Origin of the sequence: Chloroflexus sp., from assembly GCF_034432675.1 — a bacterium.
Lineage (GTDB): Bacteria > Chloroflexota > Chloroflexia > Chloroflexales > Chloroflexaceae > Chloroflexus.
The window spans coordinates 1-16,213 of record NZ_DAOUBI010000113.1; the positions used below are offsets into that span (position 1 = coordinate 1).

Annotated in this window: 16 protein-coding genes; 10 read left to right on the plus strand and 6 right to left on the minus strand. The window is 56.2% G+C overall.

Features of this window, described 5'->3' with window-relative positions:
• Positions 1-11: 11 nt before the first annotated feature.
• The gene (locus VAE55_RS08365; protein ID WP_322815335.1) at positions 12-2,468 is read right to left on the minus strand and encodes a penicillin acylase family protein; all 2,457 of its coding nucleotides are present in this window, start codon (positions 2,466-2,468) and stop codon (positions 12-14) included.
• Between the two features lie 704 nt (positions 2,469-3,172).
• Here VAE55_RS08365 and VAE55_RS08370 point away from each other — a divergent pair.
• The 6 genes from VAE55_RS08370 (at position 3,173) to rpmE (ending at position 8,128) form a co-directional block, all read left to right on the plus strand.
• Positions 3,173-4,090, plus strand: a complete 918-nt coding sequence (locus tag VAE55_RS08370) for a polyprenyl synthetase family protein (RefSeq protein ID WP_322815336.1) — start codon at positions 3,173-3,175, stop codon at positions 4,088-4,090.
• A gap of 72 nt (positions 4,091-4,162) precedes the next feature.
• Positions 4,163-5,932: an aspartate--tRNA ligase gene (aspS, locus tag VAE55_RS08375; protein ID WP_322815337.1), complete on the plus strand. Its 1,770-nt coding sequence runs from the start codon at positions 4,163-4,165 to the stop codon at positions 5,930-5,932.
• Positions 5,933-6,165: 233 nt separating this feature from the next.
• Positions 6,166-7,089 (plus strand): response regulator, encoded by a 924-nt coding sequence (locus VAE55_RS08380; RefSeq protein ID WP_322815338.1) that lies wholly within the window; start codon positions 6,166-6,168, stop codon positions 7,087-7,089.
• A 125-nt stretch (positions 7,090-7,214) separates the two neighbouring features.
• On the plus strand, positions 7,215-7,526 hold the full coding sequence (gene rplU / locus VAE55_RS08385; protein ID WP_012258181.1) for a 50S ribosomal protein L21: 312 nt from the start codon (positions 7,215-7,217) through the stop codon (positions 7,524-7,526).
• A 14-nt stretch (positions 7,527-7,540) separates the two neighbouring features.
• Positions 7,541-7,816 (plus strand): 50S ribosomal protein L27, encoded by a 276-nt coding sequence (gene rpmA, locus VAE55_RS08390; RefSeq protein ID WP_322815339.1) that lies wholly within the window; start codon positions 7,541-7,543, stop codon positions 7,814-7,816.
• Positions 7,817-7,828: 12 nt separating this feature from the next.
• Positions 7,829-8,128 (plus strand): 50S ribosomal protein L31, encoded by a 300-nt coding sequence (rpmE, locus tag VAE55_RS08395; protein ID WP_322815340.1) that lies wholly within the window; start codon positions 7,829-7,831, stop codon positions 8,126-8,128.
• A 681-nt stretch (positions 8,129-8,809) separates the two neighbouring features.
• On the opposite strand, the gene VAE55_RS08400 is transcribed toward rpmE, so the two are convergent.
• Positions 8,810-9,778, minus strand: a complete 969-nt coding sequence (locus VAE55_RS08400) for a helix-turn-helix transcriptional regulator (RefSeq protein WP_322815341.1) — start codon at positions 9,776-9,778, stop codon at positions 8,810-8,812.
• Between the two features lie 2 nt (positions 9,779-9,780).
• Positions 9,781-9,975, minus strand: a complete 195-nt coding sequence (locus tag VAE55_RS08405; protein ID WP_322815342.1) for a hypothetical protein — start codon at positions 9,973-9,975, stop codon at positions 9,781-9,783.
• Between the two features lie 124 nt (positions 9,976-10,099).
• On the opposite strand from VAE55_RS08405, the gene VAE55_RS08410 reads away from it, so the two are divergent.
• The 3 genes from VAE55_RS08410 (at position 10,100) to rfbB (ending at position 12,962) form a co-directional block, all read left to right on the plus strand.
• Entirely contained in the window at positions 10,100-11,278 is a 1,179-nt protein-coding gene (locus tag VAE55_RS08410; RefSeq protein WP_322815343.1) for a 5-(carboxyamino)imidazole ribonucleotide synthase, read from the plus strand.
• 50 nt (positions 11,279-11,328) lie between these two features.
• Positions 11,329-11,823 carry a 5-(carboxyamino)imidazole ribonucleotide mutase gene (gene purE / locus VAE55_RS08415; RefSeq protein ID WP_322815344.1) on the plus strand — a complete coding sequence of 165 codons (495 nt, stop codon included), beginning with the start codon at positions 11,329-11,331 and terminating at the stop codon, positions 11,821-11,823.
• A 125-nt stretch (positions 11,824-11,948) separates the two neighbouring features.
• Positions 11,949-12,962 (plus strand): dTDP-glucose 4,6-dehydratase, encoded by a 1,014-nt coding sequence (rfbB, locus tag VAE55_RS08420; protein ID WP_322815345.1) that lies wholly within the window; start codon positions 11,949-11,951, stop codon positions 12,960-12,962.
• Positions 12,963-13,037: 75 nt separating this feature from the next.
• Here rfbB and VAE55_RS08425 read toward each other — a convergent pair whose 3' ends face one another.
• Positions 13,038-13,253, minus strand: coding sequence for a hypothetical protein (locus VAE55_RS08425; RefSeq protein WP_322815346.1), 216 nt, complete (start codon positions 13,251-13,253; stop codon positions 13,038-13,040).
• Positions 13,241-13,963 carry a TIGR00730 family Rossman fold protein gene (locus VAE55_RS08430; protein WP_322815347.1) on the minus strand — a complete coding sequence of 241 codons (723 nt, stop codon included), beginning with the start codon at positions 13,961-13,963 and terminating at the stop codon, positions 13,241-13,243. Before VAE55_RS08430 ends, VAE55_RS08425 begins: the two co-directional genes overlap by 13 nt.
• Positions 13,964-14,030: 67 nt before the next feature.
• Between VAE55_RS08430 and VAE55_RS08435 the strand changes: the two genes are divergently transcribed.
• The gene (locus VAE55_RS08435) at positions 14,031-14,612 is read left to right on the plus strand and encodes a thymidine kinase (RefSeq protein ID WP_322815348.1); all 582 of its coding nucleotides are present in this window, start codon (positions 14,031-14,033) and stop codon (positions 14,610-14,612) included.
• A 63-nt stretch (positions 14,613-14,675) separates the two neighbouring features.
• On the opposite strand, the gene VAE55_RS08440 is transcribed toward VAE55_RS08435, so the two are convergent.
• Positions 14,676-15,338, minus strand: coding sequence for a PspA/IM30 family protein (locus tag VAE55_RS08440; protein ID WP_066784737.1), 663 nt, complete (start codon positions 15,336-15,338; stop codon positions 14,676-14,678).
• Between the last annotated feature and the right edge of the window lie 875 nt (positions 15,339-16,213).

Here is a 16,213-nt window from a genome sequence, read left to right on the forward strand (position 1 = left end):
CACAGATGTCCTTAGTCGGTGAGCAAGGTCAGCACCTGTGTCGAATGGCGTTCAACCGCCGGGCGGCTCCATAAGAGCGGATGATACGCACCCGCCCGCCAGGCTGCAATCATATCGGCGTAGTGCGGGCTGGCCGGATGGCCGCTTTGCCCGCCGGGAAGAATAGCACGCGAGTTATCCCAGTCGTTTAGATCAAAAATGAAGCGTACCGACACCCCATTGGTGATTTTCATGCCGGCATTATCGCGTGGCAGGTAGCAGTGGTTGACGGTATCGAGATCGCCACCTATTGGCCACGGCCCTCGATTGAAGAGCGGGGTAAGCGCCGGCACACTGCCCAGGGGATGGCGGAGGGTCAGGGTGTGTAAGCGGCCATACTGCCAGCGGTTGGGGTCATCGCCGAGCCGTTCGGTAAGTTCAGCCACGGTCCGCCCCAGTGCCGCCCGCAAGACACCGCCCCAACTGCGGCCCTGACCCAGCCATTCATCGGGCTGGTCGAGTGGCTGGCTAGCCATACGAGCCAGTACGGTTGGTAAGGCACATTCGAGATAGATGTTGGCCGGCAGAACGCTGAAAGACCCCAGTGCAGCCGGTGCCTGAAATAGATCGCTGATTTCCTGGTACACAATGCGCAGCAAGTGGTAGCGTAGCCCCTCATAGATCGCTCCACCGACGCTTTCGGGATGCAGGTGACCATCCCAGGTGACAAACAGATCGCGAACCCGCTGCTCCATGCCGGGTTCGAGCTGTAAGCGAGCGACCTGTTCGACCAGGACCTTGCCAGGCAACGAGACCACATCACCCTGGATTCGGGCAAAACTGCGCACGTCGTGTTGTTTGTGTTCATCAAGCAATGCCTGAATGCGCCGGGCGCGATAGGGATTGAGCCAGAGACCACGGATCGGAGCGCTGGTCGGGTAGCGCTCATCGATAATCCGGTGGTTGGCAGTGACCAGAGCACCAGCCGGCGGATCGAGCTGGCTGGGCAATTCGACAAACGGAATGTAGCCTGCCCATTCGTACTCGCCGCTCCAGCCGGGTACTGGTAACGAACCATCGCTCTGCCGGCGAATCGGTAGACGCCCGGCCAGACAGTAGCCAATATGACCTTCGATGTCGGCATAGACTACATTCTGCGGAGGAACCTCCCAGTCCTGCAAGGCAGCCCGAAATTCATCCCAGTTCTGAGCGCGGTTGAGCCTGATCACAGCTCGCATGAGGGTTGGCGATGGATCAAGGGCGGTCCAGCGCAGTGCGAGCGCTTGGGTCGTGGTATCGGTGGTGGGTGGTTCCCCGCGCAACGCACCGGCCACCGGATCAATGATCGGGCCATGATGCGTGATCCGGACATCGATCACCGTGGGTTCAGGCTGACCCTTGACGTGAATCGTCTCGCGTACCACCTCGGCAGTCAGCCACTCGTCGCGCCAGCGATACCGCAGTGGATCGCCGGCATCAAACTGCTCGATAAAGAGATCCTGATTATCGACACGAGCGTTCGTGAAGCCCCAGGCAATGCGACGGTTGTGGCCAATAATCACGCCACAGGTAGCCGGAATCGTTACCCCCGCCACATGAAAATTACCGCCCTCCAGGTGAACCTGATACCAGAGGTTGGGGAGCGAAAGGTTGAGATGGGGATCATTCGCTAACAACGGGCGACCGCTCGTTGTACGTTGCCCGGAGACAACCCAGGCATTAGAACCCTGTGGCGTCTCATTTTCACCGGTGAAGAGGGCCGCGTCACTGGCCAACTGCAGCGCAGCCGCACCGAGGTCAGGGGTATAGTTGGCACTCGCTGGTACCGTCAATGGGCCATCCTCTGGATAACGAGGCCGTAACGCCATCGCTCGCTCTATTCCAACCAGAGCAACAATCTGCGCCTGCAGCAACTCTTGCATCCAGTTACTCGACAGCGTGAGGGCCATCATTTTCGGCCAGACCAGCAAATCGGTCAATTCCCACGGTTGGGGCTGAATGCCGAGGATGGTAAATTCGAGTGGTAAGCGGTTCCTGCTCTGATCGATACAGGCATTCACGCCGCACAGATAGGCGGTCATCAGGGTCGCCGTCTCGTCATCGAGCAGCGAGACTTCGCGCTGCACCAAGCGGCTAAAGCCCAGGGTGCGAATGAAACGGTCAGAACCGAGGGCTGCCGGCCCAACAATCTCTGCTAGGCGACCATGCCCGATCCGGCGGTGCAGCTCCATTTGCCAGAGACGATCCTGGGCGTGAACATAGCCAAGCGCACAGAAGAGGTCTTCGTTGTGTTCGGCGTAGATATGAGGAATACCCCAGCGGTCACGACGTACTTCAACCGCTGCGCGTAGGCCGGGTAGCCTGACACGACCGTTGGTACGGGGAAGAGGACGGCGTAACGCTGTGATCGCCCCAATACCGGCCAACGCCGCAAGTGCGCCGGCGGTAATGCCGATAGCCTTTCCGATACGGGTGGGGTTGAGCACCACGATTGACCTCCGTTTCAGATGAAAAAGCGATACATTTATCTCCGTTACTGCTACGAATTCCACACGGATTTGGGCTATGCAGTAATACTTATCTGAGACAGACATGAATGATGGTATATGCTACGCCATCATATCACATATGACGACATAGCCACCAGATGGTACCGAGCAGCACATTGAGCAGATCATGTGCATTTGTGAAAAGCTATACGATGACAATGAGGTCGGATCAACAACGACCGATGGGGAGAGGGTTCGGCATACGTCTGGTAGGGGGTATGCAGAACAATGACTTCTGCACGCCAGGAAGTTATCACATTCGCTCCAATCGTGACGATCCCACACAGCTTCCCCGTGACCAGTCGGGTGAACGGCATGACACGCGCTGGATCATGAGTACGGCTGGTGCAGCAGCATGGCTGCCGCACTCCAAACGCCGCGACACGTGCATGATGAGCAGGCCAGGCAACCAATCCAACGAGTGATGGTACTGGCGATGGTTGTCAGCACTCCTCGCTGCCATACCGGCAGACTGAAAGCAAGAGATACTATCGTGAGCGGAATATATGAGACACCTGACACTAGGGCGATTTTCTCATCTGGCAAACGTGGATCGGCCCTGCACCAGGCGCGGTTGACAGTGGTACAGGGATAGCGTATCTTTCCTAGTAATGGGCGATAAAACATAGCTAAAGTGACAAACCATGACCTTCGCTATCCCATCAGAATTGCATCACGATCTGTTGCGGGTTGAGCAGATTCTTCAAGAGCGGATGCGAGCGCGCTATAGCGTTATTGCAATGGTTAATCCACACGTAGTTACCGATGCAACAGATCGGTTACGGGCACTCGTTGTGCTGGCGGTTGCCCGGTTGGGAAACTACACCGACGCACAGGTAGTCCATGCGGCTGCCGCCGTTGAATTGATTGAAGCAGCAACCCGTGCGCATGACACCTTGATTGATGAACACGCCCGACGGACGGGTCACGGAGCGAACGGATCGTGGGATCATGGTGTCGTCCTGATGATAGGTGACTACCTCTTTGCCCTGGCTGCCGGCGAAATGGCACGCAGCCCTGATCCACGGATTATCAGTCTCTATTCACAGGCAGTCATGCAGGTTTGTGAAGGGCAGTTGATCACCATTACCAGCCTGACCCCGCCGGAGACAGCCCTGGCCACCTACTGGCAGCGCACTGAAGCGCTATCAGGGGCATTGCTGGCTGCGGCAGCCCAGGCCGGAATATTGTGTGGCGATCTCCCGGACACACTGCTTGAGCCGGCGACACGTTTTGGCATGCACCTGGGACTGGCACGGCGGCTGGCGACCGAAATTCGCGATCTGGAAGCGGATGGCACTCTGTTACAGGCGGGTAATATTCCGCTGGCACTCCTGTTTGCGGCCACTGAACCGCTGGCCCCAGAAGTACAAGCGGTATTTGATCATCCCACTCCAGCAACGATTGCCGCCGTCTTACCGCTGATTCGCAACCACGGGCTACCGAAAGCACGTGCCGCACTTATTGAACAACAAAACGCAGCCCGGCATGCGCTCCAACAGTTACCTGCCGGCAATACAACTGCCTGGTTGAACCAATTGATCGATGAGACTGGCATATAAGAGACCTGAATGCCTGTGTTATAATGCGACGGCTAAGCAAGCAATGCTGCTTTCAATTCGGCAGGAGAGTCTATGTACCGTTCACATACCTGTGGTGAGTTACGTCCGGCACACGCCGGTCAGGAGGTGACGCTGGCCGGCTGGGTTCATCGTCGGCGCGACCACGGCGATATCATCTTCATCGACCTGCGTGATCGCTATGGGATCACGCAGGTTGTTTTCAACAGCGCCCATCCAACCGCCCACGAGGTTGCCGAAACTGTTCGCTCGGAATATGTGCTCCAGGTTCGCGGGAAGGTACGGATTCGCCCTCCAGAGGCGGTGAATCCTGACCTGACTACTGGCGAGATCGAGCTGGAAGCGTCGGAAGCACAGGTGCTGAATCCGGCCCGCACACCACCCATTTATATTGCTAAAGAGGGTGGTGAAGACGAGTCGGTGCGATTGAAGTACCGGTATCTCGATCTACGGCGCGAACGGATGCAGCGCAACCTGATCTTACGCCATCGCGTCGTCAAATTCATTCGTGACTTCCTCGATGCGGAAGGTTTTCTTGAAATTGAGACACCAATCTTGATCAAATCAACCCCGGAAGGTGCACGTGACTACCTGGTGCCGTCGCGGTTGCATCCGGGCAAGTTCTACGCCCTGCCGCAAAGCCCACAGCAACTGAAGCAACTGTTGATGGTTGCCGGTTACGACAAATATTTTCAGATTGCCCGTTGTTTTCGTGACGAAGACCAGCGCGCCGACCGGCAACCGGAATTCACGCAGCTCGACATGGAGATGAGCTTCGTCGATCAAGACGATGTGCTTGATCTGATCGAGCGCATGTTCACCGCCCTCTGTCGCACCGTCGTCCCCCACAAACATCTGCCCACACCCTTTCGGCGGTTGTCGTATGCGGAAGCAATGGAGCGCTACGGCTCGGACAAACCAGACCTGCGCTACGGTTTGGAGCTGGTCAACCTGAGCGATCTGCTGATCGAGACACCATTCCAGGTCTTTCGCAATGTGTTGAACAGTGGTGGGCAGATCAAAGGTATTCGGGCACCGGGCTGTGCCCACTTCTCGCGCAAGCAGATTGATGAGTTGACCGATGTGGTGAGGGCTGGTGGCGCTAAAGGGTTGGCCTGGGCAGTATTACCGGCAGATGGTAGCGAGGTACGGTCGAGCTTTGCCAAAAACCTGGCACCCGGCGAGTTTGCTGCTATCGTCGAACGGATGCAGGCTGAAGCCGGCGATCTGCTCTTAATCGTCGCCGATCAACCGGCAGTCGTTGCCGCTTCGCTCGACAAACTGCGTCGCAACCTGGCCGAACGGCTGCAACTGGCCGATCCGAATACGCTCTGCTTCGCCTGGATCGTTGACTTCCCGCTGGTGGAATGGAATGAAGACGAGCAGCGTTGGGATGCCGTTCACCATCCATTTACGGCACCCAAAGATGAAGACATGCACCTGCTGGCAACCGATCCCGGCAAGGTACGGGCGAAGGCTTACGATCTCATCCTCAACGGCTACGAAGCTGGTGGCGGCAGCATCCGTATTCATCGCCGCGATGTTCAGCAACAGATCTTCGCGCTGCTGGGGATTAGTGAAGAGCAGGCCCAGGCGCAGTTTGGGCACATGCTTGAAGCGTTTGAATACGGTGCACCTCCCCATGGTGGCATTGCCCCCGGCATTGATCGCCTGGTGATGATTCTGGCCGATGAACCGACCATTCGCGAAGTGATGGCCTTCCCCAAAACCCAGCAAGCGGTTGATTTGATGACGAATGCACCATCGCCGGTGGATGAGCGGCAGTTGAAAGAGCTGCATATTAGGATCGTGATGCCAGAATAGGGTTGCATCCACAAGGAAGCTGCATATAACAAATTCTTCACGTCAGCGCAAAAGCACGTCGCAAGCGAGTGCGCAGTTGCATCCACAAGGAAGCTGCATATAACAAATTCTTCATCAAATTAGTACCTTTGACCTGACGACAAAATCACCATAAACCGGCTATACTATAGGATGCACGACGTCTATGCCGCCGCCGCGCCTCAAGGCGCGGCGTTGCGTTCGCCGGAGCGGTTATGCCTAAGCGCATTTTAGTTGTTGATGATGATCCGAATATTCGCCGGCTGGTATCACTCGCTCTCACTGAGGACACACCGTATGAGGTAAGTGATGTATCCTCGGCGGAAGCAGCTCTCCTCCACATCTCCCGGCAACCGGTCGATCTGTTGTTGACCGACGTGAAGATGCCAGGTATGAGCGGGATCGAACTCATTCAGCGGGTACGCCAGCTTGATCCAGCTACAGCGGTAGTTGTCTTTACCATTAGCCCAGATGATTTGTCACCGCAACTGAAAGCAGAGTTGCAAATCGACTATGTTTTGCCTAAACCGGCCACCGCCGAACAATTACGGCTGGCAGCAACGACCCTTCTCGATCCGATCAAGCCAGCTGCGGCAAGCCGTTCCGAAGCCCCGACGGGGGAGACTTCCGGTGGCAGTCGCTTCAGTCAACGACTGGCGATGCTCCGTTCCCGGCAACCGGCGCAGTCAGCATCAGCCGGATCATCGAACGTGGCAATGCGCCTCACGCCGCATCAGAGTGGCCGTAGCGGACGTAGTTATTCCGAAGCGCAACTTGAGCGTATGCGCCAATCGCTGAAAGACCTGGCCCTGGCGCCGGATGTCCAATGTGCGATTCTGGCCGATATGAGTGGGCTGGTTCTCAGCCACTGGAGTCGCCGACGTGATATTAACGTGACGGTTGTTGCCGCACTGGCAGCCGGTAACACGCTGGCCCTGGCCGAGATTGGCCGCCATCTGGGGCAACAGCGGCCTGGTCATCTGGTGATTCACGAAGGGCAGGATCAAAATATCATTATGGCTTCTGTTGCTGATCTGATTCTGCTGCTGGCCATTGGTGCCAACGCTTCGCTCGGTTGGGCGCGGATTGCTGCCCTACGTGCCTGTGAAGAGATGGCCCGTATCGCTCACAGTGAATAGCAGACGGTGCTGTTTGACACTGAGCACACCCTTTGCTATACTACGCAAGGCAAAGGGCGGTGCAACCGCTCTGTTTTCATGTTGTCTCGACGCTAGGATAGCGTCGCCCCAAGGAGAAGAAGACCGTGTATGCAATTATTCGTGACCGAGGCATGCAATACCGTGTCGAGCCGGGCCAAGTCCTGACCATCGACCTGATCAGCGCCGAACCGGGTAGCCAGATCGAGCTGGGGGAGGTGCTTTTGGTGGGCGACGCGGAACAGGTCAAGGTCGGCTCGCCGCTGGTCGAAGGTGCTGTGGTGCGGGCAGAAGTATTGGGAGAGCAGAAGGGCGACAAGATCGTTGTCTTCCGCTACCGCAACAAGACCCGCTATCGCCGGCGCACCGGTCATCGCCAGCGCTACACTAAAATTCGGATTAGCGAGATCGTCGCCTGAGAGGAGCTTGAACGATGGCCCACAAAAAAGGTGTAGGTAGCTCGCGTAACGGACGCGATAGCAATCCAAAAATGCGCGGTGTCAAGCGCTTTGGCGGCGAATATGTTCGCGCCGGAAACATTATCGTCCGCCAGTGTGGCACCAAAGTTAAGCCGGGTGAGAATGTTGGGGTAGGTCGTGACTGGACTCTGTACGCGCTTGTTGATGGCGTCGTGCAGTTCGGCCACTATTCACGCACCCAGAAGATGGTGAGCGTGATCCCAGTTACTGCCGCAGAAACTGCTCATTAGAGAGGACGTGTCGTGAAACAGGGTATTCATCCCAAGTATTACACTGATGGCATTGTGTGCGCAACCTGTGGGACGGTCTGGAAGATTGGTTCCACCCGCCCCAATCTGCGAGTTGAGATTTGCGCCAATTGCCATCCGTTCTACACCGGCGAGCAGCGGATTGTCGATACTGCCGGCCAGGTTGACCGCTTTATGCGGCGGTTGAATGTGGCGCAAGAACGCCAGAATGAGCGTGAGAGCCGGCGGGCAGCTCGTACTCAGCCGGAAAAGAAGAGCCTGCTTAAAGAGATTTATGGTGAAGATGCCGAGTAGGCTATCGGTTCGCTTGCGTTCGGTAAGGTCGGCTTTTCGCCGACCTTTTTCGTTCATGACTTTACTGCGAAAAACTTGTTCACTCACGAAGACACAAAGACGCTAAGACACACAAGAAGGGGAGACTTCGCGGTTCTGCGGCTTCGTGCCTTTATGAGCATAAACCCTTTTTGCCGGACTCATTCATCGTTTGCCCGTTGCTCGTCGGCGAAAAAATGGTGTACAAGCACAGGCGTCGTGGTTGAGTCGTTCGTTCAACCCAACACTCTCACCGTTCCCCTTTGCCACTACTGCACGCAACGTTGTCAGAGCAGCGCATGAAAGAAGCGACTTCCTGATCCATACCTGCTCTTGCTCAAAGATAGGAAGCTTCCCACACTGAAGTATCCCGCCGTTGATTGAGCGTCTCCGAGACTGAGAGTGGTTTTGACATCGTACCGTGATTCCTGTACTACCAGCTTTGTTATGAACCGGTACCACATTCACCCGACACTGAGCACATCGGGTAAGGAAGCATGGCTACCGTACTCCAGACAATACACACATGTATCACAACTCATGGAAGGCAGACAAGTCGGTGGTCGATCCATGGAGGTCCGACACAGCTTCTACGCCTGCACAGTTCACTCAAGAGGGGAAGCAGTATCAGCGCCGGTAGACTCTTTGGCCTGGACAGCCTGATCACCCATAACTTGCCAGCATCTGACGGGCGTGGTTGATCACTTCGTTGCGCAATTCTGCTGGCGCCAATACCTCAACGTCAGCACCCCAACTCAAGACCCAACTCAGAATCTCGCGAATACCGCCGACAGTGAGGTGAAGATCACAACCACCATCAGCGTTGTCGATGAGCTGCTGGCTATGGTGCCAGCGATTTTCGCGAATGCGTGGTGCAACCTGAGGGGTAAAACGCAGATGAATCGTGACCTCAGCTTCGCTCATAACGGCCCATGCCCGCGCCAGGTGATCGTATGGATCGAAGCCTTCAGGAATGTGGTAATGCTCGTCGAGTAACTCGGCGTATTCGATTCGCTCGACCTTGAAGGTACGCACATCATTACGGAGACGATCATACCCTATGACGTACAGACCCGGTGTCATGCGCACAACTTCAAGAAAATAAGGGGCAATATCGCGTTCAGTTGTAGGTCGGTTGGGCGCTCGATAGCGAATCCGCACCATACGCCGATCAGCCCACGCTCGTGTCAATCGTTCGAGAATTTCGACATAACGCGGACTGGGTGGCCGTTCGCGAACGAGGTTGGCAAGGCGAGCGATATGACCGGCAATCGTCTGATCGGGGAGACCGGCAGCCAGTTGATCGAGAGCCGAGACAATATGGGGATTGTGTTCGTCGCTGTGATGGCTCAGGAGGCGAGCAGCAAAGAACAGAGCAACGGCTTCGTTGAGGTTTAGACGGATCGTTGCCAGATAGGCGTTGCGGTCGATCCCATATTTACCGTTGTGCTGCCAGATCGGCGCACCACTCTCGCTCAGGATGTCAAGATCGCGATAGATGGTGCGCCGATTGACACCACATAGTCGAGCCAGATCAACCACACTCAGCCCATCGGGGGTGTTGTAGAGTTGATGTTCAATGCGACGGAGGCGAGCAGCTTTGCTCCGCACACGTTCATTGATTTCGGACATATCTACAATACAAATGAAGCGGCTATCATCCCAATTATGAGTAGCCCACCCCACACGGTGATCCAGAACAGATCACGGCGTACATCGGCATACTCACGACTGTGATCAGGCGGCTCAATCGAACGCACAACCGGGCGTCTTACCGGGCCAGGACGCTGATTTGAGCGACGACGATTGCTACGCGAAGATATCGACATACGACAAAGCTCCTTGATCTGGTTTAATATCTCTCTCGTATTATAACGGAAGTTGTGACGTTACCGGCAGCTTGCACATCCGCTCTTCTGAGGGTACTATACCCGATGTAGCGTCTCGTGACGATTGAGAATCCGTAACGCTCTGACAATAAACAACCATATGCGTATTGGTATTTTCGGTGGTGGACAACTGGCCCAAATGTTGATCCAGGCAGCAATTTCGCTGGGCATTGAGATCGTGATCTGCGAACGTGTTGCGGATAGTCCCGCTGCGCACTATACCCAACACGCAATCGTCGGCCCGTGGGAGGACGCGACGGTATTGACCACATTTGCCCATCAGTGCGATATTGTGACGTTGGAAAATGAGTTTATCGATGCCAGCCTGCTCGAACGGGTAGTCGCCCAGGGTATACCGGTCTGGCCGACACCGGCAACCGTAGCAGTGGTGCAGGATAAATTGTGGCAGAAAGAACGACTAGCCGCTGCTGGTCTAGCTATACCACTGTTTCGATCGGTTGCGACCCCGGATGAAGTCCTCACTGCGGCACAAGCGTTCGGCTGGCCGCTCATGCTCAAGACACGTCGTAACGGGTATGATGGCTATGGCAATGCGACGCTCCACACAGCAGAAGATGTCCTGCCGGCATGGGAGCGGCTTTCCCGTGGTGGTAGTCCATTGCTGGTGGAGGCGTGGGTGCCTTTTACGTGTGAACTGGCAGTGATGGTGGTGCGTGGGCGCGATGGCACCATCGTCTCCTATCCTGTGGTAGAGACGGTACAGCAAAACCACATTTGCCACATTGTCCGGGCACCAGCCCCGATTGAGGCAAAGCTGGCTGCACTAGCAACCGATCTGGCCGTAGCGGCTGTTCAGGCTGTTGATGGAGTTGGTATTTTTGGGGTTGAGTTGTTTGCCCTGGCCGATGGTCAGGTGCTGATCAATGAATTAGCGCCCCGTCCCCACAACTCTGGTCACTACACGATTGAAGCGTGCGTAACCTCGCAATTTGAGAACCACCTGCGCGCTGTTGCCGGATGGCCGTTGGGAGCAACCGCACTCCGCTCACCGGCAGCGGTGATGGTCAACCTGCTTGGCCGTCGTAATGGGCCGATCACCCCAACGGCGATCACCGCAGCGTTGGCCGTACCCGGTGCCCATATACACTTTTACGGAAAGCGCGAGGAGCGCATCGGACGTAAGATGGGGCACGTCACTGCGCTTGGGTCAACACTGGCCGAAGCGGAGGCCATTGCCCGTCAGGCTGCGGCGCTAGTGACGATGCCGGACGGGCATCAATGATTAATCGTTCTGGGCCAGATACAGCATTTCTCGCGGATAAGGAACGAGCGATGACAGATCATCCATTAGTAGGCATTATTATGGGCAGCGACAGCGACCTGCCAACCATGCAGGGCGCAATTGATGTCTGTCGCGAATTCGCCATCACCTACGAAGCACGGGTTGTCTCGGCCCATCGCACCCCGCTCGATATGGCCGAATATGGCATGACAGCCCACCAACGCGGTATTCGGGTGATCATTGCCGGTGCCGGTGGAGCGGCCCATTTACCCGGCATGATTGCGGCGCACTCACCTTTGCCCGTGATCGGGGTACCTGTCCCCAGCAAGGCCCTCAACGGTCTCGACTCGTTACTCTCGATTGTGCAGATGCCGGCGGGAGTGCCGGTAGCTACAGTCGCGATTGGGAACGGGCGCAACGCCGGTTTACTGGCCGTCCAGATTCTGGCGAGTGCCGATCCAGAACTCTTAGCGCGTGTACAGGCATACAAAGAGCGTATGGCCGCCGAGTCGCGGGCCAAGAACCGTATCTTTACTGAAATGTAATATGATGGCCTGTTGTTGTCATCGTGCGGCGTATCCGGTATGCTATAACCCAATTACGGGTATACCGAACGCTCGCAGGATGTTGCAGGTCATCATTCTGGTATATGAAAGGAACAGGCCGTCCTATGCGGAATCTGCTCGTTACCGGCGGAGCCGGCTTCATTGGCAGTAACTTTGTCCACTATACGCTTGGCAAATATGATGATTACCGGATTGTGGTGTACGACAAGCTGACATATGCCGGTAATCTGGCTAACCTGGCCCCGGTTGCCAATGATCCACGCTTTGCCTTTGTACAGGGCGATATTTGTGATATTGATGCAGTACGGCAGGCTGTACGTGCGTACAACATCGACACCATCGTCAACTTTGCTGCCGAAACGCACGTTGATCGGTCGATCATGGCCCCTGATGCCGTCGTGCGCACGAACGTCAACGGCACCTGGGCCTTACTCGAAGTGGCCCGCGAGTTCCAGCTTGAGCGATTTCACCAGATCAGTACCGACGAGGTGTACGGCGCTATCCCGGCACCGCGCCGGTCACGCGAGGGTGATCCGCTCGAACCGCGCAGCCCCTATTCGGCCAGCAAGGCTGGGGCTGAGCATCTGGTGTACGCCTACTACATCACCTATGGCGTACCAATGACGATTACACGCGGCTCGAACAATATTGGGCCGTACCACTACCCGGAAAAGGCGGTACCACTCTTCACCACCAACGCGATTGACAATCTGCCCCTGCCGATCTATGGCGATGGCCTGCAAGTGCGCGATTATCAATACGTCCTCGACCATTGCGAAGCGATTGATCTCGTGCTGCACAAGGGTCAGATTGGGGAAGTGTACAATGTGGGCACCGAGGTCGAAACGCCCAATATCGAAATGGCCCGCAAGATTCTCGATATTCTCGGCAAGCCGTACAGTCTTATTCAACACGTCACCGACCGCGCCGGTCATGATCGGCGCTATGCGCTCGATTGCTCCAAATTACGCGCATTAGGCTGGCGTTCACGCCATACCTTCGACGAAGCGCTTGAAAAGACGGTACGCTGGTTTGTTGAGAACGAAGCCTGGTGGCGACCGATTAAATCAGGGGAGTATCTGGAATACTACCGCCGCCAGTATGTCGAACGGGGGTAGCGTACCGGTGGTGAGGTTACAGCCAATCCTAGGGGCGACTGATTGGCCGCCCCTGCATTATTGAGCAGATTTGCATCAAACCTGGAATCCGTCAGCCGATCTCACCTCTACCAGATAGCCGTCGGCGGTACGCCGGAAACGAACATGGCGCGGCGCCGGCGGCAATTGCCAGCGGGCCAGTTCTCGATCAACACAGGCCATAATCTCGCCCCATAGCCCCGCTTCCCCCCGATAGTAGCGGAGCAACAGCGCACACAGCTCAGCACTGGCCGGCCAGATTAGTGTGTCCACGGTTCAGTTCCTCGCTTGCCGTGTCGATGCTGGTACGACTGCACAACATGCGCGCAAATCTGTTGAGGGTCATCGCAGATCAGTAACCGATCAATATCAGTTTGGGCAATCGTGCCATGGGCAAGCAGAGTATTGCGTGCCCAATCAAGCATCCCCTGCCAGAAATCGGAGCCATACAGAATAACCGGAAAGTCGTGAATTTTTCCGGTTTGAATGAGCGTTAACGCTTCAAACAACTCGTCAAGGGTACCAAAACCACCGGGAAAGATCACAAATGCTTGAGCATACTTAACAAACATGATTTTGCGAATGAAGAAATAGCGAAAACGCACTTCGAGATCAACAAAAGGATTGGCACCGGTTTCAAATGGCAATTCAATCGTACACCCAACCGAGCGGCCACCCCCGGCACGCGCGCCCTTATTCGCCGCTTCCATCAGACCGGGGCCACCACCGGTAATGATCGTAAACCCGGCCTGGGCCAGCAGGCGGGCCGTTTCGGCAGCCGCAGCGTAGATTGGCGATGCCGGTGGAATGCGGGCCGAGCCAAAGATCGAGACGGCAGGCCCCAGGCCGGCCATATTCTCGAAACCCTCAACAAATTCACCCATAATGCGCAAAACCCGCCAGGTATCCGTATGGGTAAAATCGTGAACCTGCCGGTAGGGATCGGTGTGCAACAATCGTTCGTCTTCTGTCTGTCGTGACATGGTGTGGTATACTCCGCAAATTGATGGGCAACACTGCCTATAAAATACTACAATTTCAGGAGGAGTGATGACTCGCCCAAGCGATGGTGGCCGCATCGAGGTGATTTGCGGCTGTATGTACAGCGGGAAGACCGAGGAACTCATTCGGCGAATGCGTCAGGTACGAATTGCCCGCCAGTCGTACCGCATCTTCACACCGCGTATGGATACGCGCTATGCCGAGGGGCAGGTGGCGAGCCATAGCGGGAGCCGGCTCGAGGCAATCACAGTGGCGACCATGAAGGACATTCTGGCCCATGCCCAGGATGCCCAGGTTGTGGCCATTGATGAATTGCACCTCTTTGATGATGATCCGGCCGAAATGGTACGTGGGTGTCAATGGCTGGCCAACCGCGGTGTGCGAGTGATTGTAGCCGGCCTTGATCTGAATTATCGCGCCGAACCATTTCCGGCTATGATGCATCTGCTGGCACTCGCTGAACAGGTAGACAAGCTGTACGCCATTTGTGTGAAGTGTGGCGCCTACGCAACCCGGTCGCAACGATTAATTGACGGCAAACCGGCACCCGCCGATGCGCCCACCATTGTGGTGGGAGGGCTTGACATGTACGAAGCGCGTTGCCGGACCTGTTACGAGCCGGCGGTATAAGTTGTAGCAATGGGGCGAACATCAGCCCGCCCCATTACCAGGTACATTGGAGACGTAGATCAATCAGCTCAAACCGAGCTTACGCTTAAGCTCAGCCAACTCGCTATCTACCTCGGTCTCCTTCTCCAGATTACGGAAGCGTGCTTCAAGCGAGTCCCCTTCCAGTTTCGCCATTGCTTCGGCGCGGGCCAGGCGGTCATCCACCTTTTCTTCAAGCTGATCGAGCTTATCCAGGGCACTGACCCGGCCAATCGAAGCCGCCGTGCGCTGAAGTGCCTCTTGGGTCTGAGCACGGTTCTTCTTGGCGATAATCAACTCTTTGCGTGCCTTAACTTCGGCGATCCGGGTTTCGAGGTCAATCAATGCCTGCTGGAGGGCTTCCACCTGCTCTTCCTGAGCCTTTTCCTGAGCACGGTATTGCTCAGCCAGTTTCTGCGCCTGCACCTTACGCGCCAGTGCGGCTTTAGCTAACGCTTCGTCACCGGCACGCAACGCACGCTCAGCCTTAATTTGCCACTGCTCGGCCTCACCTTCTGCAGCAATACGCCGCTGTTCGAGGCGGGTTTCATCAGCCATTGCCTGGGCAACCCCCGTTCGCGCCTCGTATAGCTCGTTCGTTAACTGGCGCAGGTACTCGTTCGCCATCTTCTCCGGATCCTCCGCTTTGTCGAGCATGGCGTTAATGTTGGCACTGATCAGATCTTTAATTCGACCGAGAATGGACATGGACGCTCCTCCTTTAGTTGCGATATGAAACAGACCCTGGCTGTAGAGATACGTATCCGGAGATGAGATGCTGTCTGCATTGTAGCACGCCGATCCCGCTTCTACAACCCTACGATCTGTACGAGTCAAAAGGCAGATAAGTTGCAACGTGCTACCGATTGGCTGGAGGCCATGAGGGAGAGATACAGCATAGCTTCCGCACACCAAACCGGCGAGAGGGGTCAAATCCTGAATAACCCAAGTTGCTACCTTATATCACCACGGAGACACGGAGGACGCAGAGGATGGGTATACCACGGATTGCTCCTGTGAGGCGTGACATAGCCCGTCTACAAGAACTGGCTGCTGCCCACATCGTGCATGCGGTTACGCCATCCGGTGTTGCGTGCAACATCGTACTGTTCAGCCTGGCAGTCAGCCTCCATCACGAGCGATGGCTTCGACTAAACCGGATTTGATATGACTGGTTCAGGCCATCCGCACGCAAATGCAGCGCAAGGATGATAGGGAGCAAGCGGGATGCGCTGGCGCTACTCTTAGTGATGCGACACGCCCCCACCCCAGCCTGACCCCGCTGGGGGCGGCTATGCATTACCCGCATGTCACGCTGCGTTAGGCCAGGATGTAAGCACTCCCCGTGACACGGGCTGCCAGCCCACGTGCCGGCATCCTCGCCATAGCCAGCAGATGCTGGCCGTGACCGCTGGTGCGAACACATCTACGCGCAGGTAGCGCATGCATGCCGGAACAACTCGCTGATCGGCACGAGCACATCCAGCATCCCCGTGACCAGAATGGGGAACGGCAGACCACGCGCCGGATCGTGTGTACGGCTGGCGCGGCAGCATGGCTGCCGCACTCCAAACTACGCGACA

Excerpts from the sequence above, each read along its gene's own strand:
- VAE55_RS08370 (WP_322815336.1), top strand. The coding sequence starts at position 3,173 with ATGACCTTCGCTATCCCATCAGAATTGCATCACGATCTGTTGCGGGTT.
- aspS (WP_322815337.1), top strand. The coding sequence starts at position 4,163 with ATGTACCGTTCACATACCTGTGGTGAGTTACGTCCGGCACACGCCGGT.
- VAE55_RS08380 (WP_322815338.1), top strand. The coding sequence starts at position 6,166 with ATGCCTAAGCGCATTTTAGTTGTTGATGATGATCCGAATATTCGCCGG.
- rpmA (WP_322815339.1), top strand. The coding sequence starts at position 7,541 with ATGGCCCACAAAAAAGGTGTAGGTAGCTCGCGTAACGGACGCGATAGC.
- VAE55_RS08400 (WP_322815341.1), bottom strand. The coding sequence starts at position 9,778 with ATGTCCGAAATCAATGAACGTGTGCGGAGCAAAGCTGCTCGCCTCCGT.
- VAE55_RS08405 (WP_322815342.1), bottom strand. The coding sequence starts at position 9,975 with ATGTCGATATCTTCGCGTAGCAATCGTCGTCGCTCAAATCAGCGTCCT.
- purE (WP_322815344.1), top strand. The coding sequence starts at position 11,329 with ATGACAGATCATCCATTAGTAGGCATTATTATGGGCAGCGACAGCGAC.
- rfbB (WP_322815345.1), top strand. The coding sequence starts at position 11,949 with ATGCGGAATCTGCTCGTTACCGGCGGAGCCGGCTTCATTGGCAGTAAC.
- VAE55_RS08430 (WP_322815347.1), bottom strand. The coding sequence starts at position 13,963 with ATGTCACGACAGACAGAAGACGAACGATTGTTGCACACCGATCCCTAC.
- VAE55_RS08435 (WP_322815348.1), top strand. The coding sequence starts at position 14,031 with ATGACTCGCCCAAGCGATGGTGGCCGCATCGAGGTGATTTGCGGCTGT.
- VAE55_RS08440 (WP_066784737.1), bottom strand. The coding sequence starts at position 15,338 with ATGTCCATTCTCGGTCGAATTAAAGATCTGATCAGTGCCAACATTAAC.